Below are 18,464 nucleotides of genomic sequence, written 5' to 3'. Positions count from 1 at the left end.
AATCTTCTCATCCATCCAGTACACCCGCCACCTCTAGCGCATCCGATACATCCGCCACACCCAATACACCCAGCGCATCAACTACACCCGATACATCCACCGCACCCAGCACAACCGCCACCCCTAGCGCATCCACAGCACCCAGCGCATCTAACACATCCTGTTCATCCACTCCATTGCCTCCGAAAAGCGTCATTGGCCTCATAGGTGGAGGACAATTAGCACGTATGTTAGCCATAGCAGCAGCGGAATTAGGATTTCGAACGGTTGTTTTTTGTCCTGAAGCGGATTGCCCAGCGGCACAAACAGCGAATGACCATATTGTTGCACCCTATGATGATATTTCGGCATTAGATCATTTTATTTCTCTGTGTGATGTTGTAACCTATGAGTTTGAAAATCTTTCGCTTCAAACGGTTCAATACGTAGAGAATGCCAAAAATGTTTATCCCTCTTCCAAGGCGTTGGAGATTACGCAAGATCGGCTTTTTGAGAAGCAATTTTTACATGAGCAAAACATCCGCACAGCATCGTGGTATGCTGTAGATGATGTCGCTTCTCTGCAATCAGGGCTTTCCGCATTAAAGGGGCGTGGTCTTTTAAAGACGCGTCGTTTTGGCTATGATGGAAAAAACCAGATAATGCTGGATCATCCAGATGAAAAGACTCTTGATAAGAGCTTCAAGGCTTTTAAAGAACAACCCTCGATTTTAGAAGAAATTGTCCCTTTTTTATCGGAAATTTCGGTCATCTCCGCGCGCACGAAACAGGGAGAGCATATTTTTTATGATTGTCCTGAAAATCAGCACAAAAATGGCATTCTTCATAAATCTTTTGTTCCATCGCGGATTCCGCTTAACGTACAAAATGCTGCGCAAGAAATAAGCGTCACAGTGATGGATGCATTGGATTATGTAGGCGTTCTTTGCATTGAGTTTTTTGTCCTGATAGATGGGGGTCTTTTAGTGAATGAATTGGCGCCTCGTGTTCATAATTCTGGTCATTGGACACAAAAAGCGTGTGTAACATCACAGTTTGAACAGCATATCCGTGCTATTTGTGGGCTTCCGCTAGGCAGCACCTACCGCCATAGTGATTGTCAAATGACAAATCTTCTTGGCAATAATCTGAATGAGATCAAATATTTTCTCAGGCAAGAACACACATCGCTCCATTTATATGGCAAAAGCTCTGTTCAACCGCTCCGCAAAATGGGGCATGTTATACAACTCACAGGACCATCCACCAAATCTTGCAATCAACCCCAAATTATGACAGAAGTGTCTCAATAAAAGGCTTCTATACAGAGTTTTCTTCTCGTGAAATGCCAATACTCTGTAAGCTATATCGCGGTCTTAATAAGCAATGAAAATGCGCAAGTATCTTCTCTTCACAACAACTCTTTTTGTCTTTTACAGGTAAACCAGCTCTCCCCTCTTTTTTATTCCTTTAGAATATCCTCCATGCCGATGGATGGATGCCCCCTATATTGCTTCTAGCACTAATTTAAGCAACGCCCCCCAAATGCATTAGACAATTTTTCACCCACTTGCCCACCTATCAACTTACCCACTTTAATTGTCGTCTGAATTTCAGCCCCACTAAAATATATAGTTGTAAAATATATACTCGATGTAAAACACATCCCCAGAGAATCTTTATCGCATTATCGCATTTGTTGCTCTCATTTTCCCTTTCATTTAACACGCCAGAGGGATACGCCAGAGGGATATGCACTTGACAAGGAGAAGAGCTTTTGTTAAGAGATCGGCAGATTTTTTTGCAATTTTCGCTTATTTGTTGTGTGCATAAAGTGTGTAAAAACGTCCTTTTTGAAGTGCGTTTTTCTTTTTGTGTTGCAGTAGAGAAGTGAAGGGTGCTGTAGCGTAATCACAAGAGGTTAACACAGTCAAGAAACGGATATCATGTTGCCAAGAAGCTGACGTCATATTGAATGGCAATAGGATGTTAAGGTTCTTATGTTGGAGAATTTGGGAAAGCTTGCTAAGTAAAGTTTTGCCAAATAAGGTGTTGGGGAAGTGATTTTGAAGTTATGGCATTCATGTGTGTTATGACATTTATATGTAGAGAGAGACGGTGAGTATAATGAAAATTAAGAATTCGCTTAAAGCATTGAAGGAGCGCCACCGTAACAATCGTTTGGTGCGTCGTAAAGGTCGTGTTTATATTCTCAATAAAACGAACCCTCGTTTTAGAGCACGTCAAGGTTAAGGTTTTTGTGCCTGCTTTTTTTGCGGGCATAAAGGTTTTTTGTCTCAAGAAGCTTTTTTTGAGCATTTATTTTTGGATTACAAATCCAATGTTTGGTATTTTTAGAGAAACTTTTTTTATGTGTTGTATTTTTTTAAAAGCTCTGCGATTGCGGAGCTTTTGTTTTTTTCAGCGCAGTTTTTTGTTTTCTTTTGCGTATTTGCTTTCTTTTTTCAGCAGTTTTTGTTTTATTTCTGTTGTGGTTGGGCAAAACCCTCCTTCTCTTCCTGAAGATCGTCCTTCTCCGCAATTGCTTTTGCCGCTAGATGAATTGATACCCAGCAAACCTCCATCAGCAAATTCTGATTCGTCTGCGACCATTCTTGAGGAATTTGACTTAAACGCCCCTCCCCAGAGCACCAGAGCGAAGCAGCGTAAAGAGGCAGAAATTTTACGTTTACTGAAAGAATTAAAATTTTGTGCGAATGTTCATGAAGCAAAAAAGATCAGCCAACAACTTCAAGGTTTATGGTCACAATCGGGCAGTGAGACGGTTGATCTTTTGATGTCATGGGCTGAGAACGCGATCAATACGGACAATTATGGTCTTGCCCTTGATTACATTGATAATGCCCTTGCGCTTGAGCCTAACTATGCTGAAGCATGGGTAAGGCGTGCATGGATTCACATTCAACTAAGTGATTTTAAACTTGCCATGCTAGACCTTCATCATGCTCTCACGCTTGAGCCCCGCAATTATCTTGCCTTTTTTGAACTTGGCGTGACCATGGAAGCAACACAACGTCCACAACTTGCCCTTAAAGCGTATCAACAAGCGCTTGAATATTATCCGCAAATGCAAAAGCTTCAAAAACGCGTTGAAGATCTTTTAGAGGAACAATCGCCACAAGCTCTTTAAATTTTCCCTTAATGAACATTGAAACGTCCTTGCCACACACATGGCAAAACCCAAGGAAAATGTGTATAGCTTCACATTCACTTAAGTGATTTTAAACTTTCCATGGAGAAACCTTCACCATGCTTTCACGCTTAAGCCCCGCAATTACCTTGCGTTTTTTGAGCTTGGAGTCACCATGGAAGCAACAAAGTCGCCACAACTTGCCTCTCTTGCCCTTGCCCACACACATGCGGCAGTGTGGAGAAAAAATGCGCATAGCTTCACATGCCACAGTGTCAGACTTGCCAACCATGCTCTCGAACATGAACTATGCGCGCCACAAGCTCTTTAAAAATTGAGAAACACCCGTAGAGAGATTGCAGCAAAAATTATTCCTCAAAAAATAATATAAAAATGAGAGCTTCCATTTTATCTCTAGCTGAAAATCACAAACTGCTTTATAGTGATAGAGGGTGTTCTGCGCTTCTCGACAGGAAATAACGTATTCCTGAGACCTTACTGATCTCCTAGGGAGCTGTCCCTGATAAAGCCCGTGGGCTTTTTCATATGGCGCCCACCTATTAATTTAGGTTCCCGGGGTCAACTTTTTCCATCGGCTGTTGTGGATCACCTTTTTCTGCGGAGTGATAAAGCAAATTGCACTGATATTTTTCAAGAAATGATATTTTTCAAGAAATTTGTGAGAAACTTTAAAAATTGAGGGGACCTTTATTTTGTTGCAACAACAACATACGACACGAGGAGAAAATGGGGAATTAACGGGACAGAGGCGCACAAAAGCCAGTCTCCTTCACCGACTCGCGCGCGTCTGCACAAAATTGGCTTATCGCAAGGTGCAGCCCTCACCGCATAAGAGTACCCTGTCTGCTCATACGACACCTGTTCACACTTGCAGCAATAGACCCAATAATTAATAATGGAATTGAGAAGACAATGGGCACCAAAGACCTTGCTTCACCAGATCGTGCACAACTCCGTAAAATTGGCTTATCGAAACGTGATGCCCTCACCGCACAGACGCGGGCTGTTTTTTCCCAGCGCGCTTGTACACATGTGATTCAACATTTTGAAGCAAAGGGGGAAGATTTTTCGCGCATAGTTCTGGCGGGCTATTGGCCGATTAAATCAGAAATTGATCCCCGTCCTTTATTTGATGCAATAACGTTCCGTGGTGGACATTTAGCCTTACCAGTCGTGCTTGATTCCACCACCATGGTTTTTCGTGCCTTTTCACAAAGCACACAGTTAGAGCCGATGCGCTTTGGCACCTTTGGTCCTAGTGCAGACAATGCAGTTGTTATACCCAATATTATTCTTGTTCCACTTTCCGCGTTTGACAAACACTGTCACCGTCTTGGCTATGGAGGGGGATATTATGATCGCGCAGTTGAAACTCTTGAAAAACAAGAAAATAAAGTCACTTTATTAGGTATGGGTTTTTCGTGTCAAGAAGTTGAATCCATTCCTCACGCAAAGCATGATCTTGTTGTGCAAGGAATTTTTACAGAAAAGGGTTTCTTAAAGCGTTAAAGTATGATTAAAACGCCTATGCGTTTTTTATTTTTAGGTGACATTGTTGGAATGACAGGTTGTAACGCTGTTTTTGAACAGCTTCCGCAACTGATAGAGAAATGGCAACTTGATTTTGTCGTGGTGAACGGTGAAAATGCCTCTCACGGTTTTGGTATCACGCAAGAGACTTATCAAGATTTTTTAATGGTGGGAGTTGACGTTGTAACGACGGGCAATCACGCTTTTTCGTGCAAAGAGACATTGCATTATGCGCATGAGAGCGATCGTTTTTTACGTCCCGCTAATTTTGCGCCAAGCAATTTTACGAAGGGGACTCCCGGCAAAGGTTCTGGAATTTTTACAGCCAAGAATGGTGCACGTGTGCTTGTTGCGAATCTTTTGGGGAGCGCTTTTATGCCGTGCAAAGTGACTGATCCCTTTGAAATGGCTGAAAAGATTGTCTGTGCATGCTCTTTGATGGAGCAAGCGGATGCAATTATTTTTGACTTTCACGCAGAAACGACGAGTGAGAAGCAATGTCTTGCACATTTTCTTGATGGTCGTGTGAGTGTTATTGTTGGAACGCATACGCATATTCCCACGGCTGATGCACAAATTTTAGAAGGTGGCAGTGCGTATTTAACGGATGCAGGGATGTGTGGAGATTATAATTCGTCTCTTGGCATGGATAAGGAAGAACCTTTGCATCGTTTTCTTTATAAGAAGAAGCAAGGTCGTTATGAACCAGCCAAAGGACCAGCGACACTTTGCGGTTTAGCGGTTGAAATTTCAGATCGCACAGGATTAGCGGAAAAAGTTTCGGCTGTACGGATTGGTCCTCATTTAAAGCCTGAGATTCCAGATTTCTGGTAACCTTTTTTCAGCGCCTCCTTTGCTCATCACTCTCGGCTGTTTCCTTTTGAACACTCTTCTTGGCAAAGAGGATTTCTCAAGCCTTCCAATTTGCCTCACACAAATGAAAAAGATGCGAACACAGCAGTACCAAGATTAGCGCCAGAAATAAACCGCACCAACGTCAAACCGCTCCCACCAGTAACAAACCGCCCTGCCTGCAAAACAGTCAATATGCCGTGCAAACTCTCATGAATGATGAAATTTTTTATGATTTTTAACATGGAGAGAAGGAGGCTACCACTAGGATATTTCTGCGGGGAAACATGAATAACCCCCTCCCTAAAAAGCTTCATACATAACAATTTACGATTGAGCAAGAGAGTTTAAAATTTTTTAGTGTCCTGAGGCCACAAAATAGCCTTTTGTTTTTGAGGTTTGAGCTCTTTAAAATTTTTCAAGAGCAGGTATCCCTTTTTGCTGGATATTGCATCATCACAATGGTATGGGGCATTTTCTTTTGTTGAGAGATCGGTATAAAAAAAGAAAATGGGAACATCGAGGATATCGGCAATTTCTTGCAAGCGTCCAGCACCTATACGATTTAATCCTTTTTCGTACTTTTGGATTTGTTGGAAGGTTATGCCTAACTGGTACTCTAATTGTTATTGAGACATTCCCAACATTTCTCTTCTGAAGCGAATTTTTCTGCCAATAGAAATGTCATGGCAATGCGGTTTATTGGATTTCACTGGTCAACTCTCCCACCGGATATGAACACCATTGCATTGGTATTCCGGGAGTTAAAAGCACCGAGCTCTAATCAGCCTTTTGCTTTTAGTGCTTATCACACCTGAACAGAGCAAAAGCCCTCAGAATCTGAGGAATATCTACAGAGTAGGTACATTTTTATGTGAAAATTGAAAGCTTCAATTCCCTCCTCTTGATCGCTTGTATAAACAAACAAAATCACAAAGCTTACTCATAAGGCAATTTCAAAAGATTGGCACTCAAAAGAGCCTTTGTTTGTTTTTTTATGAAAGAAATCTGCCTCTCAAACTCTTATGCCCCTCTTATGCCCGCTCTGAAAAATCACCACACCAGCCCCACCTTCCTTGAGAAGGCCAACAAAGCTTGACTCTAAAAGTCAAGCTCCCCCAAAAAAGAGAGCCCAGAAGATCCCCCCCCCCAACCGCCTTCATCAAACAGCAGAAAATCCCCCAAAGGGCCCACCCGCGAAGGAGGTTCCCCAAAGGCGGTTGCCCCGAAGAGAGTTCCCCTCGAACAGGGTTAAATTGTGACACGTTGAATGTCAGCTCCACAATGGGCTAATTTTTCTTCTAATCTTTCAAACCCGCGATCAAGATGATACACGCGATTGACGATCGTTTCGCCCTTTGCAGCCAGAGCAGCAATAACAAGAGAAACGGAAGCACGTAAATCCGTTGCCATCACAGGAGCCCCTTGCAGTTGTTCTGTTCCGTAGATGGTTGCTGTTTGCCCATCAAGCTTGATCTGAGCCCCCAAACGGATAAGTTCTTGAACATGCATGAAACGATTTTCGAAAATTGTTTCAGTGACATGGGAAATTCCCTGAGCCCGCGTCATCAGTGCCATGAATTGAGCTTGGAGATCAGTTGGAAAAGCGGGATAAGGTCCTGTTGTGATATCGACGGGCATGATTTTTGTTGTTAGTGGATTTCGTTTAACGTAAATTCCTTGAGGTTTTATTTCGATATCGAGTCCGGTTTTTTGCAACACCTTGAGCACTTGGGTCAGATGGTTAGGGTTTGCATCTTTGAGCAGCACCTCCCCCCCTGTCATAGCCACAGCCATAGCGTAGGTTCCAGCCTCGATTCGATCAGCAATGACACGGATTCGAGCAGCATGGAGTTTTTTCACGCCTTCGATGGTGAGTGTTGTTGTTCCTTCACCAACGATTTTTGCCCCCATGGCATTGAGGGTTCGGATAAGATTTGCCACTTCTGGTTCACAAGCTGCATTCTCGAGAACGGTTGTCCCCTTTGCCATTGTTGCGGCCATAAGCATGACATGTGTTCCCCCAACAGTGACTTTAGGAAAACTGTAGTGCGCACCCTTTAACCCCCTCGGGGCTTTCGCGTGAACATAGCCATTTTCGAGTGCAATATGCACCCCTAAAGTTTTGAGTCCCTCTAGGATAAAATCGACCGGTCTGGTTCCGATAGCGCATCCACCAGGCAAAGAGACATAAGCCTCTCCACATCGAGCAAGCAGGGGACCAATCACCCAAAAGCTTGCGCGCATTTTTTTCACCAATTCGTATGGAGCGCGTGTGGTGGCTATATTTTGAGCGGTAAAATGGATTGTTCTTGAATCCATATAATCGCCATTCATTTCTTGCCCATCGACAGCATATCCAACCCCATGGTTATTGAGAAGTCGAATAAGCAATTCGACATCCGCGAGATGAGGAATATTTTCTAAAGTGAGTGTTTCTTCGGTGAGCAATGACGCAATCATGAGAGGCAATGCAGCATTTTTTGCCCCTGAGATCGGGATAGTGCCTTTAAGTTTTTTCCCACCAACAATTTGAATAGAATCCATCGTGCTTTCTTTCCCTTTGATTTCCCCTCCAAAGGTTTTGCTCCCTTAAGAAGTTATCTGTTATAGTTTCCGAACGAACTCGCTGATTTTGAAACGAATTCTTCCTCTTAAAACAATCAGTGAGAGGTTTAGTTGCAAAGATGCCTTATACGGCATTTTTTTAAGTCTCTGTTTGCGCTCTTTTCCGACTTTGCTCTTTTCGACGTTTCAAATTTTGTCGCAATTGTTGAGCCAGTCTTTCTTGTCGGCGTTTTGCCTTTTCGTCTTGCTGATGAAGTTGTTTTTGTTTTTGATTCATTTCTGTCATTGCGCGACCTTTTGGGCAGTATTGAGCTTTTCTAAAGCAACTCACGGGCTTTTTATAAGAAATATTTTGTCATGACACAAAAGGTGTTTTCTTTCAAGAAGACACAAATGTTCTCTTGCCTATTTTATGACAATATGGCACAAGACAGCGCAAAGATTGAAAAGGGCTGCGGTAGCTCAGTGGTAGAGCACTCCCTTGGTAAGGGAGAGGTCGAGAGTTCAATCCTCTCTCGCAGCACCATTTGTTGCAGCATTTTTTTAAATCTCTGTTACTTTCTCCGTGCTAGCATTTTCAATTCCTTAAGTGACATCAAGGGGATGTCACAACACTTCAACATTGGGATTCAACATCAAACTGATCCGCCTCTTCTTTTTTCCTAGTTTATTCTGATTCTTCTCCAAAATCCCCTTCTTGTACTTCTCTCCAACACCCCCCAACACGCTCCCCCACCAACGCACCTCCACCTCTTGACTCCACGTTTTCCCCAAAAACCTCCAGCACACTCACCCAACACAGACACCTACACTCAAAAATCCCCACTCTTAGCCATAAGCCCGTCAGCTTGTGCGTTCCTCTCTTATATGCTTTTGCCTTTTTCTCCCCTCTACGATATTTTCCATTCTCACACCAACAGACTTAATTTGCTGTACCATCCTCTCCAAAGCGTCATTAAAGCGGTTCATTTCACTTTCCAGCTTGCGAATATAAACCTCATCACGATAAGCGCGCTTAATGAGAACCGGCATATCCGGCCAATAAAGCATTAAATCTATCCATTCACGTTGGGCGATCCATAACCCTCCCTGACATTGCGCTTTATGCTCTTCTGGAAAACCTTTTTGTGTGAAGTGCGGAATCAGGATTTCGGGTTTTTTGGTTTTAATTTCCAGCACACCCTCTTTTCCAATAAAAGCATCGGGAGAAAAACCTTTCATACGGTCATCTGCCAGAACGAATCCTATCGATTCAGGCTGCGTGTGCGTGAGAGTCCCATAAAGCTGTCGTGCCTGTGGTTCCAATTCTGTTCCGCGTCGCATAGCAAACGTTGTCCCCTCATCGACGATTTTCCCAGTGATTCTTTCTCCAGCGAGTTTCATCATCACGGCATGATATTTTGAGGTTTTTTGCCCCTGTTTTTTTTGTGCCATCACCATTTCAAATAAAGAAGCAGTGATCAAACCTTTACGCGCCTGCTGCCATTCCTCTGTTCCCTGAATACAATCGACAATAATTGGCATAACCTTTTACCCCCAATCTCTATTGCATTTTTTGCTTGCACATTCTCTTTTTGTAACATCGGCTCTTTTTGCGTTACGTCTTTTGCGCTACACGCCTGAAACATCATGAAACATCAACCTCCTCCCCCAATCTCCCCACATATATCCCCCAGAAAACCAACGCTTTGCCCTGCCAAAACAGCCAACATACAGCAGCTGAAGCAGAATAACTTTAAGCATCTGGATTTGAAAATTGCTCATGGAAACTTTCCAGCTCCCATGAACATTCTAAAAACCTTAAAGCAGATTACATTCCCCCCCCACATTTATTGATTCAAAGTCTCTTTCCAATCATACTGTTGCACAATCTTCACTTGTACCAAAGCACAATGTCTAATCGTACTCTGTCTAATCGTACTCTGGCACAATGTTTATTGGTGCTCTAGCACAAGGGAAAAATCATTTCGGAGATAGTGTTCCGCCAAATTTTTCGCGACACACTCCGCAGCCTGCTGCGATATGAAGAAGACAGCGTTGTGTTTTTGTGGATCGAGTCTGATTGTGTTTTTGGTGTTTCCAGCATAGTAAAGTGGAATTCCTTGATAAAAAGTCCTGAGATACCCCCCCATGCTTTTCACCACCAGTAATCGTTCAAGACATCACATGGACGCAAACGGTGCTGTTTTTCGTAAGACCCATAGCGATTATCTTCATAATCCCGCGCGACTTTTTCCTCTAAACACATATGGTAAGCATCACTATTGAGAATGAATGGCTGAAGGTGTGTATTTTCTTCGTCGATTTCATGATTTGCGACATAAACATCCGCGAGTTCTTCAGTGACATCCTCTGCATGAAGAGTGGTGAGATCAAGACGCAAGAGTCTTTGAACCGTTTCATACTCTTCAATAATTTCGAGCACTTCTTCGATTTGCTCGAGAGGCCCCTCATAGGCATCACTTTTTTCATCTTCACAAAGGATGATGATAATTTCATCCTCTTTAACGAATGGAACATTTTTCATGATTTCCCCCCATTTCGATAGTTGATAAAGCACAGCTTTGTCTTGACAAGGCTGAATATAGCGTTACCCTTATATCCTCTATGGGAGAGATGTCAATTATTTTATCCTTAATAAAAGATATATTTTTAGTCTTTGCGAAGTTCAAAGGACCTATATGAACAGAAACTTGTTCTCTTTTTTTGCCCGGTGTCCTTGTATTGTTCTCTATTTGTTCTTACCCACCACAACCCCACACAGACAGGAGAGCTAAAATGAGTGATTTAAAATTGATAGAATACTGGAGCACTCTTGATTTAAAAACACAGAAAGAACTTATTTTGAAGCTTCGACTGATGGTCTCCGCAAAAGAGTCAAAACAGCCTGTCTCTCTTCAGGAGAGAGCTTTGAAATAAGCTCGATAAATTCTTTATCTTCAGGGCTCGCCCCCTGACCATAGAGGATATAATTCATACTGATATTAATTTCGTGACAAATGCGCGAAAGGGATTCGATTGTAGGTTCTTTTCCTTCAGTGAGGATAGAATGGAGGTACCCAGCCCCTTTACCAGCTGCGAGGGAAACAGATCTTTTTGAGCGTCCACTTTTTTCAAGTGCAGCATTTAATCTTTCACGCCAACCATCGATATTCATAGTTTCACCATATAGCGCGTCTTTTTAAAAAAACACGTCCTTTTTGTAAAACGGGCTTGCATTATCCTCTAAAAAGGATAAAATGAAGTAAACAAATTTTATTTTTAGGGGGGATAAAAGTTCATTTTCGGGTCAAAAGAACAGCGTACCACCCTAAAGGATACAAACAGGCGTTCCCCCTGAAAAGCCCCCCAAAAGCCCATGCATTCAGAAATTTTATTCTATTTTTTCCCATGTTCTATTTGTCATCTACGCATTCTCAAACTGTAAAATTGCATGCATTTTGGCATAGCCAATCATTTGTTAGACTTCATAAAGAAACACCTCAAGAATCATCATTAACAGAACGAATCGCAACAAAAGCGCAACACTTTTTCTAAAAGCATAAAACCTTTCATGGAATGTCAATCATTACACAAAACCGCTGTTCCTGATTTTATTGCGAATGGAAATATATAAAAGAAGAAAGTGAATTGAAGTATGAAACACGCCAATCACCAAGAAACTCCTCACTATGAATCGTCTAGACTTCCTTATGTTTGTTGGTATCAGAATGATTTTCTAGGAGGAGTACGTGGAATGCGTGCCCATGAAATTGGGATTTATACGATTCTCCTCAATGAAATGTATGCCCGCGGACGTCCTCTAGAGTTATCGGTAGAACGTTTAGCGCGTCTTTGTGGTTGTGACAAGCGAACTTTTGTTAATGTTTTAGAAATGCTGATAGAAGAGGGAAAAATTTTAAATTTAGCCAATGGCTTATGGAATAAGCGTTGTGAAATGATCTTTCAAGAGCGAGCAAAATTGCTTGAACAGAAATCCTTTGCGGGACATTCTTCGGCAAAAAAACGCAAAGAAATCAATGCGGAGATTCAACACCTGCTAAACGCGCGTACAAGAGATGATGAACAAAACTCAAAAGCTCAGAAGGGAGAAGAAAAAGAAACACCTAATGGTGTTTCAAAAAAGGAATTTTTTTTGACTGAGCCAGAGGAGGAGCAAACGGCAACGAGTCTCCATTCTGCCCCCACATCCAGTAAGTCTTCGAAGAAATTTTTACCAGAGACATCTCATAAACAAGCTCTCACATCTCTCCCACCAACCTCTGGTGAAACAGCGCTCCATGGTTCAGTTCTCCATGAACCAATCTCTGAGGGAAAGGCAAAGCACATCACCATTGCGAAGGGATCTTCTCCCTTGCTCTCCCCTCACGTGGCGCCAAAAAACCCAGAAGAAAACACAGCAGAAACCCCAGCAAAAACCTTGCCCTGCTTAGAGACAACCACAAAAAATGCATCTGATTCGAGCAGCCAAGCCAAGAGCCGCCCAATCATATCCCCAATCCTCTCCAAAGCCACATCCAAAGAAGCCCCCTCCAAAAGAGCAAACCCTAGGGGACACCGTCTTCCAACCGATTGGAAAGCGGACATGAATGCGGCAATTTCAGAAGGTTTGAGTGAAGAGCAAGCGCGTTGGCAAGAAAAGAAATTCCGTGACTATTGGCATGCCAAAAGCGGCAAAGACGCTCTGAAAGTCGATTGGCAAGCCACATGGCGTAACTGGTTTCGCCGAGAAATTGAACGCATAAAAGAACAACAGGAGAGACTTGCCATTTTTAGTCGTCACGCCATTCTCACAGCACACAGCAGCAACAATGATGCGCTTTATGCCAGTCTTATCAACTACCACACGGAGTAATCAGAATAGACTTTCCTGCTCCTCTCCCCCTCCGCACAGCACACACCAGCAACGAGGACGCCCAGAATCTTCTCAACGACAAAATGGATGAACATACGCACAATTTTTGAGATCAAACATCAAAGTATCTCACAGCCAAGTGCAAAAGCAAAAATGTTTTTTCCAAAAGGACACAGAGGCAGCAATAATGGAGATGGAGCGGGAATAACTGGATTGTAGGCAACACGCACGGTAAAGTAGGTCAAAGCTTATCGGTCTCTTTAAGCGAATAAAAAAGCCTCAACAAAGTCCTTCTTCTCTCCCCCCTCCCTCACAGTACACGGCAGCAACGAGGACGCCCAAAATCTTCTCAACGACAAAACGGATGAACATGAGCACAATTTTTGAGATCAAACAGCACCTACTCTCACAGTCGAGCACAATCGCAGAAATGCTTTTGCCAAAAGGGCACAAACGCGGGAATAACTGGATTGTAGGCAACACGCGCGGTGAAGCGGGTCAAAGTTTATCGCTCTGTTTAAGCGGTGATAAAGCGGGGCTTTGGTATGATTTTGCCGAAGGTAGAGGGGGTGACCTTTTAGACCTTTGGTGTGAAGTCAAAGGGATTAATCTTTCTCAAGCCCTCGAAGAAGCCCGCGCTTTTCTCAATCTTACACGCCCCAAACCCTTTATGGCACCACATCGTTCCTATCATCGTCCACCCAATCCCATAGGGGGCACACCACAAAATTTAGTGAAAACTTACCTCACCAAAGAGCGCTGCATTCCTCTTGAAATTTTAAAACGCTACCGCATAGGAGAAGAAGGCGAAAAAATCATTTTCCCTTTTTATAAACCCGATGGCACGCTTGCTTTGGTGAAAGAACGGCGCGCACAAGCGGGAGCAAAACCAAAACCAACAGCGGCACAGTGTGAACCGATTTTGTTTGGCTGGCAAGCTTTCTTCTCCACAAACCACAGCCCCGCATCCACAAACCACACCTCCACAGCCACAAACCACACACCCGCAATCGCAAACCACCCCCCCGCATCCACAGACCACCCCCCCGCATCCACAAACCACACCCCCACAGCCACAAACCACCCCCCCGCATCCACAGACCGCCCCCCCGCATCCACAGACCACATCCCCTTAACCCAAGATTTTTCTTCGACAAAGCGCACAATTGTCATCACTGAAGGAGAAATTGATGCGCTTTCTTTAGCAGCCTACGGATATCCAGCAGTTTCCGTACCATTTGGAGGCGGGAGTGGAGGCAAACACAACTGGATTGAAAATGAATTTGATCATTTAGAATCTTTTGAGACCATTTTTTTAGCCACCGATATGGACAAGCCTGGAGAAGAAGCGGCACGTGAAATTGCCAACAGGCTTGGTCGCCATCGCTGTTACCGTGTACGTTTACCCCGCAAGGACGCAAATGACTGTTTAACCGCTGGTATTGACGCAGCCACCATAAAAGCAGCCTTTTCCTCAGCAAAAAGCTTTGCACCAGAAGGATTACACCACGCCTCAGACTATAGAGACAAAATCATAGGGCTCTTTTGGCCAACGCCCGAGCAACATCTTGGCTACACGGTTCCCTATCCTAAACTCAACGGCAAGCTCTATTTTCGTCCAGCGGAGTTAACACTATGGAGCGGAGCAAGTGGTGCAGGAAAGAGTCAATTGTTATCAGACTGTATTCCCCATTGGATTTCTCAAAAGAGTCGTCTTTGCTTAGCCTCACTGGAAATGAAAGGAGAACAATCCCTGCGCCGTCTCACAAAACAAACGGGAGGCATAGAACAACCAACAAGAGAGATGATTGAACGGATTCTCTCCTTTTTAGATGACGGACTGCTTCTTTACGAACATGTTGGGAAATCCAGCGTCGACAGATTGCTGGATGTGTTTGACTATTGCCGTGCGCGCTATGGCTGTGATCAATTTATCATCGACAGTCTCATGCGGCTTGGCATTTGTTCAGATGACTATGCGGGACAAGAACAAGCGGTTTATAAAATGGTTGATTGGGCTGTTTTAAACGCGGTACATATTCATCTTGTTGCCCATGCACGCAAAGGGGGTTTAGACAAAGACATCCCCGGCACTGAAGATATTAAAGGGGCCTCAGAAATTGGTGCCAATGCTTTTAACATCATTACCATCTGGCGCAATCGGTCATTAGAAGACAAAATCTTTGCCGCCCCCAGACTAGAAGAAAAAGCAGAATTAGGAAAACGCCCTAGTGTTATTATGAACATTGCCAAACAACGTTCAGGTGATTTTGAAGGCAAAATTGGTCTCTGGTTTGACCAAAAAACCTACCGCTACCGCTGTTCACAAGAACACCCCCTCCCTCCAAGACGTTATCTTGAAGACCCCAGCAAAAATCCCTTCTCCAAAAACCAATCCCATAGCACACCAACACACCTTGCTCCCTCATAAATAAAAGGCAAGGTAAATCCAAAAAGGAGATAAAACCCAAAATCATTCGAACACCAAAGCCAGCTCACTCCCATATGCTTTGCACCCTCACGCATAAAAAACAAAAACCCTCCAACAATGGAGCAAAACACCACCCACTTCAAAATCAACAAACACCGCAACACCACCCCATCCTGGCGCCCCCCCCTGTCGCCCCCCTTTGTCAGCCAAACCAAGAACAGCTCTAACAATGCAAGAAATCCGCCCCCCATCAAAAACATCGCCCACGAAACACCCAAACGCCTTACCCCCACACCAGCAAAAACAAGAGCAATTCCAACAACAAGGCAAAACAACAGCGCTTTTAAAAACACGCCCCACGTCACAGCCGTGCTCTTTACCCCTACACAGCCAATAACAAAAACAGCTCCAAGAAAGCAAGAAAACACGAACACCCGCAAGAACAGCTCTCGCATATCAACCACACCCCCCGCTCCTTTATACGAAAACCCAAAGAAAATGCCTACAATACAGCAAAACACCACTGCTCTTAAAAACATGCCCCGCGTCACAACCATACACCCCGCTCCTTTATATGCAAAACCAATGCGCACCATGCCTCAAAACCCCACCGCATTCAAGAACCAATTCCATAGAACACCAACACACCTTACGCCCTCACCAATAAAAGGAACGGTACCTCCCAAAATGCCCGCACACACAACATCCCTCGAGAACCAACGCCTACGCACCGCCTTACTCTTCGCTCCATTATAGGCAAATCCCACAAAACCTCCGTTACAGGCAAAACCAAGGACAATTCCTATCATGCAAGGCAACGTTACCCACTTCAAGAACAACAAAGCACGCAATATCTGCCCATCCTGCTCCCTGATAAGCCAAACCAACGACACTTCCAGCAATGCCAAAAGCGCCACCCCAATCAAAAGCTCCCACCAAGTAAGCCCCATACGTTTTGCTCCCTTATGTGCAAAAAACAGGACATCTCCAGCAATGCAACAAAACACCACTGCTTTTAACAACACGCCCCACGTCACAGCCATACACCCCGCTCCTTTATAAAAAAACGCCCCTTTAAAAAACAATGCGCACAATGCAACAAAACATCATCCTCGGCAAGCGGAACACATCACACGCCCTCTTTGCCCTATTGCCAATCCTCCACACTCAAGCTCCATTCAGGCTCCATTCACCCCTCATGCAGACTCCAATCAAAGAGAAACGTCCCCCAGCAAAGCTTTCCCCACCGAACACCCAGACCAACTGACATTCTCTTTTTTTGAATAGAGAACCGATAATTTTTGAGGAGATGAAGATGAATCATCAAAAGAAAAAAGAACAGCAACATGAACAAAAAACACAAACATCTGTTCTTGCGCATCAAGGGAACGAACAACAACATATTGGCCATTTAAAAACGCAAGAAATTTTTGTTGAAACGAGCAATCCTTATTTTCAACCCACCCATCCAGAAAGCTCCAGCAACCCGCGCACTATTAAAGCCATTGCCAATGCACAAAGCCGTCCCATTGCGCTTTTATATGCAAAAGGGCATATCAGCAAAGCACAATATAAAGCGGCAGAACGTTTTTATGTTTATTGGCGTCAAAGCCAAGCAGATCTCCACATGAGTCCTGACTACACGCGGGAAAAGGTTGAAGGTAGCCAAGGGTACACTCACCCCATTGAACGTCAAATAGAGGCATCCAATCATTTAAAAGCGATCAAGATCATCCTTGGTATTCTTGGCTATTCACTTGTAGAAAAAGTTGTTGGTTATGATCAAGCCATCAAAGAGTTAAGCACCTCAAAACGCAAACAAAACTCCCTTGCTGATCATTTACGAGATTGTTTAGACTTATTGGCATTTCAGTGGGGATATGCAAACCATAAGAGCGCTGAATTCTTCCCCGCTTCAAACAAGACCCGCTCCAAACAACAAGAGAGCATATGAGAACTTCATCCTCTCACAACATCAGTCCCCCCATAAAACGAATAAAAACCCTATAAAAGATTAAACAAAACAAAAAAAACATATAGGGCAAGAGTGCGAAAACCAGAAACGAATCAAAAGAATGGCAAAAACACCAAAAACTCATTTCATTAGGAACCAATTTCCTTTAAACCCCATATCATTGGGAAGCAATTTTATTGTATTCCTTCTACCCGCCACTCAATTCTTCCAACAACCACCACACCGAAAAAACACTCTCACCCAATCGCTCCATCACAGACCTCTACTCTGCAAAACACGTTCATAATTCTTCCACTCTTACAAAAATTTATAATCTTTTCAGGCTGGTTGACACGATGTGTCTATTCAGGTTTTTACCCATCAACTAGTCGAGCATCACTTTCAGCATTTTACTTACACAGAAGCAAATTTACAGATTTATTCTTTCCATAAAAATTACATTTTGTTAAAAGTGTGCCTTTTATAACAATAATATATTACCTATATCATTCTAAAATAATTTAGACAGAGTACATTTTGAATAAAAATAATATCTAATATAGACATATTCTCTACATAATTTTAAGACAGAATGGTCACTATAACTCTTTTTTAGAGTGTTTCATTATGTTTATTTTACAAGGTAAAAACTTTATAGTCACAGTCCTTATGAAGCTTTTGCAAACAAAATAAAACAAAAAAACAACAGAATAAAAATATTCAAATGACTATAGATTTTTCAATTTCTTCTGCTATGAAACAAACCTTACAAATTTTATCATACAATCATCTCAAATATTAAGGATATAAGCTCGGTATTTATAGTAAAGATAACATCAATATTTAAAACAAACTGTTTATCTCTCCTTTTCTCACAGAGATCTATTAGCTTTCATGGGATGCACCCCAAACCCTCAATAGGATGCATCCCACCCCTCACAGGATGTGTCCGACCCTCATAGAACACATCCTAATCTCATGGGATGCACCCCAAACCCTCAACAGGATGCATCCCACCCCTCACAGGATGTGTCCAACCCTCATAGAACACACCCTAATCTTATGGGATGCACCCCAAACCCTCAATAGGATGCATCCCACCCCTCACAGGGTGTGTCCAACC

21 protein-coding genes, 1 tRNA gene and 1 other RNA gene are annotated in these 18,464 nt (G+C 43.2%); 11 read left to right on the top strand and 12 right to left on the bottom strand.

Translation table 11 applies throughout. The features are described 5' to 3' along the window. Window positions 1–7 precede the first annotated feature (7 nt). On the bottom strand, window positions 8–238 hold the full coding sequence (locus ME1_RS08230; RefSeq protein ID WP_245256299.1) for a hypothetical protein: 231 nt from the start codon (window positions 236–238) through the stop codon (window positions 8–10). Between ME1_RS08230 and ME1_RS02930 the strand changes: the two genes are divergently transcribed. From ME1_RS02930 to ME1_RS02905, 7 genes are all read left to right on the top strand, one after another. Beyond that, window positions 228–1,292: a 5-(carboxyamino)imidazole ribonucleotide synthase gene (locus tag ME1_RS02930; RefSeq protein WP_245256298.1), complete on the top strand. Its 1,065-nt coding sequence runs from the start codon at window positions 228–230 to the stop codon at window positions 1,290–1,292. The two genes, ME1_RS08230 and ME1_RS02930, sit on opposite strands and share 11 nt — an antisense overlap. A gap of 814 nt (window positions 1,293–2,106) precedes the next feature. Beyond that, a complete protein-coding gene (gene ykgO / locus ME1_RS02925; RefSeq protein ID WP_004863016.1) occupies window positions 2,107–2,232 on the top strand; it encodes a type B 50S ribosomal protein L36 in 126 nt (41 codons plus the stop codon). Between the two features lie 88 nt (window positions 2,233–2,320). Next, entirely contained in the window at window positions 2,321–3,130 is an 810-nt protein-coding gene (locus ME1_RS02920) for a tetratricopeptide repeat protein (protein ID WP_004863008.1), read from the top strand. Window positions 3,131–3,305: 175 nt separating this feature from the next. Then, window positions 3,306–3,461: a hypothetical protein gene (locus ME1_RS02915; protein WP_004863005.1), complete on the top strand. Its 156-nt coding sequence runs from the start codon at window positions 3,306–3,308 to the stop codon at window positions 3,459–3,461. Between the two features lie 120 nt (window positions 3,462–3,581). Next, a non-coding RNA gene (gene ssrS, locus ME1_RS07770) (6S RNA) lies at window positions 3,582–3,742 on the top strand. A gap of 321 nt (window positions 3,743–4,063) precedes the next feature. Further along, the gene (locus ME1_RS02910) at window positions 4,064–4,660 is read left to right on the top strand and encodes a 5-formyltetrahydrofolate cyclo-ligase (protein ID WP_004863003.1); all 597 of its coding nucleotides are present in this window, start codon (window positions 4,064–4,066) and stop codon (window positions 4,658–4,660) included. A gap of 3 nt (window positions 4,661–4,663) precedes the next feature. Further along, the gene (locus ME1_RS02905) at window positions 4,664–5,515 is read left to right on the top strand and encodes a TIGR00282 family metallophosphoesterase (RefSeq protein WP_004862999.1); all 852 of its coding nucleotides are present in this window, start codon (window positions 4,664–4,666) and stop codon (window positions 5,513–5,515) included. Window positions 5,516–5,610: 95 nt separating this feature from the next. Here ME1_RS02905 and ME1_RS07925 read toward each other — a convergent pair whose 3' ends face one another. The 4 genes from ME1_RS07925 to ME1_RS08085 form a co-directional block, all read right to left on the bottom strand. After that, window positions 5,611–5,850 (bottom strand): hypothetical protein, encoded by a 240-nt coding sequence (locus ME1_RS07925; protein ID WP_155815192.1) that lies wholly within the window; start codon window positions 5,848–5,850, stop codon window positions 5,611–5,613. 30 nt (window positions 5,851–5,880) lie between these two features. Next, window positions 5,881–6,093 carry a hypothetical protein gene (locus ME1_RS02900; protein WP_425338803.1) on the bottom strand — a complete coding sequence of 71 codons (213 nt, stop codon included), beginning with the start codon at window positions 6,091–6,093 and terminating at the stop codon, window positions 5,881–5,883. Window positions 6,094–6,784: 691 nt separating this feature from the next. Continuing rightward, window positions 6,785–8,080 carry a UDP-N-acetylglucosamine 1-carboxyvinyltransferase gene (gene murA / locus ME1_RS02890; RefSeq protein ID WP_004862996.1) on the bottom strand — a complete coding sequence of 432 codons (1,296 nt, stop codon included), beginning with the start codon at window positions 8,078–8,080 and terminating at the stop codon, window positions 6,785–6,787. A gap of 160 nt (window positions 8,081–8,240) precedes the next feature. Continuing rightward, on the bottom strand, window positions 8,241–8,387 hold the full coding sequence (locus ME1_RS08085) for a hypothetical protein (protein WP_004862994.1): 147 nt from the start codon (window positions 8,385–8,387) through the stop codon (window positions 8,241–8,243). Between the two features lie 165 nt (window positions 8,388–8,552). Here ME1_RS08085 and ME1_RS02885 point away from each other — a divergent pair. Further along, window positions 8,553–8,627: transfer RNA gene (locus ME1_RS02885), tRNA-Thr, on the top strand. Between the two features lie 141 nt (window positions 8,628–8,768). On the opposite strand, the gene ME1_RS08315 is transcribed toward ME1_RS02885, so the two are convergent. The 5 genes from ME1_RS08315 to ME1_RS02870 form a co-directional block, all read right to left on the bottom strand. Next, window positions 8,769–8,894 (bottom strand): hypothetical protein, encoded by a 126-nt coding sequence (locus ME1_RS08315; RefSeq protein ID WP_280641465.1) that lies wholly within the window; start codon window positions 8,892–8,894, stop codon window positions 8,769–8,771. Window positions 8,895–8,944: 50 nt separating this feature from the next. Further along, window positions 8,945–9,625, bottom strand: coding sequence for a lambda exonuclease family protein (locus tag ME1_RS02880; RefSeq protein WP_004862992.1), 681 nt, complete (start codon window positions 9,623–9,625; stop codon window positions 8,945–8,947). Between the two features lie 410 nt (window positions 9,626–10,035). Beyond that, window positions 10,036–10,233, bottom strand: a complete 198-nt coding sequence (locus ME1_RS08225) for a hypothetical protein (RefSeq protein WP_081485016.1) — start codon at window positions 10,231–10,233, stop codon at window positions 10,036–10,038. A gap of 5 nt (window positions 10,234–10,238) precedes the next feature. Next, window positions 10,239–10,628 (bottom strand): hypothetical protein, encoded by a 390-nt coding sequence (locus tag ME1_RS02875; RefSeq protein WP_004862991.1) that lies wholly within the window; start codon window positions 10,626–10,628, stop codon window positions 10,239–10,241. Between the two features lie 312 nt (window positions 10,629–10,940). Beyond that, entirely contained in the window at window positions 10,941–11,258 is a 318-nt protein-coding gene (locus tag ME1_RS02870; protein WP_004862987.1) for a helix-turn-helix domain-containing protein, read from the bottom strand. A gap of 480 nt (window positions 11,259–11,738) precedes the next feature. Between ME1_RS02870 and ME1_RS02865 the strand changes: the two genes are divergently transcribed. Both ME1_RS02865 and ME1_RS02860 read left to right on the top strand, forming a co-directional pair. Then, a complete protein-coding gene (locus tag ME1_RS02865; protein WP_004862984.1) occupies window positions 11,739–12,956 on the top strand; it encodes a YdaU family protein in 1,218 nt (405 codons plus the stop codon). Between the two features lie 370 nt (window positions 12,957–13,326). Further along, window positions 13,327–15,387: a bifunctional DNA primase/helicase gene (locus ME1_RS02860; RefSeq protein WP_004862979.1), complete on the top strand. Its 2,061-nt coding sequence runs from the start codon at window positions 13,327–13,329 to the stop codon at window positions 15,385–15,387. Window positions 15,388–15,474: 87 nt separating this feature from the next. On the opposite strand, the gene ME1_RS08080 is transcribed toward ME1_RS02860, so the two are convergent. Together ME1_RS08080 and ME1_RS02850 are read right to left on the bottom strand one after the other, a co-directional pair. Beyond that, the gene (locus ME1_RS08080; RefSeq protein WP_196793134.1) at window positions 15,475–15,747 is read right to left on the bottom strand and encodes a hypothetical protein; all 273 of its coding nucleotides are present in this window, start codon (window positions 15,745–15,747) and stop codon (window positions 15,475–15,477) included. Window positions 15,748–15,986: 239 nt separating this feature from the next. Beyond that, window positions 15,987–16,430: a hypothetical protein gene (locus tag ME1_RS02850; RefSeq protein ID WP_004862974.1), complete on the bottom strand. Its 444-nt coding sequence runs from the start codon at window positions 16,428–16,430 to the stop codon at window positions 15,987–15,989. 272 nt (window positions 16,431–16,702) lie between these two features. On the opposite strand from ME1_RS02850, the gene ME1_RS02845 reads away from it, so the two are divergent. Continuing rightward, complete coding sequence (locus ME1_RS02845; RefSeq protein WP_004862973.1) at window positions 16,703–17,341, top strand: hypothetical protein; 639 nt, start codon at window positions 16,703–16,705, stop codon at window positions 17,339–17,341. Window positions 17,342–18,464 lie beyond the last annotated feature (1,123 nt).

The sequence above is a fragment of the Bartonella vinsonii subsp. arupensis OK-94-513 genome (assembly GCF_000278235.1).
Lineage (GTDB): Bacteria > Pseudomonadota > Alphaproteobacteria > Rhizobiales > Rhizobiaceae > Bartonella > Bartonella arupensis.
This window is presented reverse-complemented; position numbering and strand designations above follow the sequence as displayed.

What these genes read in the sequence shown, in the direction of transcription:
- ME1_RS02930 (WP_245256298.1), top strand. Translation starts at nt 228, where the DNA reads ATGTTAGCCATAGCAGCAGCGGAATTAGGATTTCGAACGGTTGTTTTT.
- ME1_RS08230 (WP_245256299.1), bottom strand. Translation starts at nt 238, where the DNA reads ATGGCTAACATACGTGCTAATTGTCCTCCACCTATGAGGCCAATGACG.
- ykgO (WP_004863016.1), top strand. Translation starts at nt 2,107, where the DNA reads ATGAAAATTAAGAATTCGCTTAAAGCATTGAAGGAGCGCCACCGTAAC.
- ME1_RS02920 (WP_004863008.1), top strand. Translation starts at nt 2,321, where the DNA reads ATGTTTGGTATTTTTAGAGAAACTTTTTTTATGTGTTGTATTTTTTTA.
- ME1_RS02915 (WP_004863005.1), top strand. Translation starts at nt 3,306, where the DNA reads ATGGAAGCAACAAAGTCGCCACAACTTGCCTCTCTTGCCCTTGCCCAC.
- ME1_RS02910 (WP_004863003.1), top strand. Translation starts at nt 4,064, where the DNA reads ATGGGCACCAAAGACCTTGCTTCACCAGATCGTGCACAACTCCGTAAA.
- ME1_RS02905 (WP_004862999.1), top strand. Translation starts at nt 4,664, where the DNA reads ATGATTAAAACGCCTATGCGTTTTTTATTTTTAGGTGACATTGTTGGA.
- ME1_RS07925 (WP_155815192.1), bottom strand. Translation starts at nt 5,850, where the DNA reads ATGAAGCTTTTTAGGGAGGGGGTTATTCATGTTTCCCCGCAGAAATAT.
- murA (WP_004862996.1), bottom strand. Translation starts at nt 8,080, where the DNA reads ATGGATTCTATTCAAATTGTTGGTGGGAAAAAACTTAAAGGCACTATC.
- ME1_RS08085 (WP_004862994.1), bottom strand. Translation starts at nt 8,387, where the DNA reads ATGACAGAAATGAATCAAAAACAAAAACAACTTCATCAGCAAGACGAA.
- ME1_RS02880 (WP_004862992.1), bottom strand. Translation starts at nt 9,625, where the DNA reads ATGCCAATTATTGTCGATTGTATTCAGGGAACAGAGGAATGGCAGCAG.
- ME1_RS08225 (WP_081485016.1), bottom strand. Translation starts at nt 10,233, where the DNA reads ATGGGGGGGTATCTCAGGACTTTTTATCAAGGAATTCCACTTTACTAT.
- ME1_RS02875 (WP_004862991.1), bottom strand. Translation starts at nt 10,628, where the DNA reads ATGAAAAATGTTCCATTCGTTAAAGAGGATGAAATTATCATCATCCTT.
- ME1_RS02870 (WP_004862987.1), bottom strand. Translation starts at nt 11,258, where the DNA reads ATGAATATCGATGGTTGGCGTGAAAGATTAAATGCTGCACTTGAAAAA.
- ME1_RS02865 (WP_004862984.1), top strand. Translation starts at nt 11,739, where the DNA reads ATGAAACACGCCAATCACCAAGAAACTCCTCACTATGAATCGTCTAGA.
- ME1_RS02860 (WP_004862979.1), top strand. Translation starts at nt 13,327, where the DNA reads ATGAGCACAATTTTTGAGATCAAACAGCACCTACTCTCACAGTCGAGC.
- ME1_RS02850 (WP_004862974.1), bottom strand. Translation starts at nt 16,430, where the DNA reads ATGGCTGTGACGTGGGGCGTGTTGTTAAAAGCAGTGGTGTTTTGTTGC.
- ME1_RS02845 (WP_004862973.1), top strand. Translation starts at nt 16,703, where the DNA reads ATGAATCATCAAAAGAAAAAAGAACAGCAACATGAACAAAAAACACAA.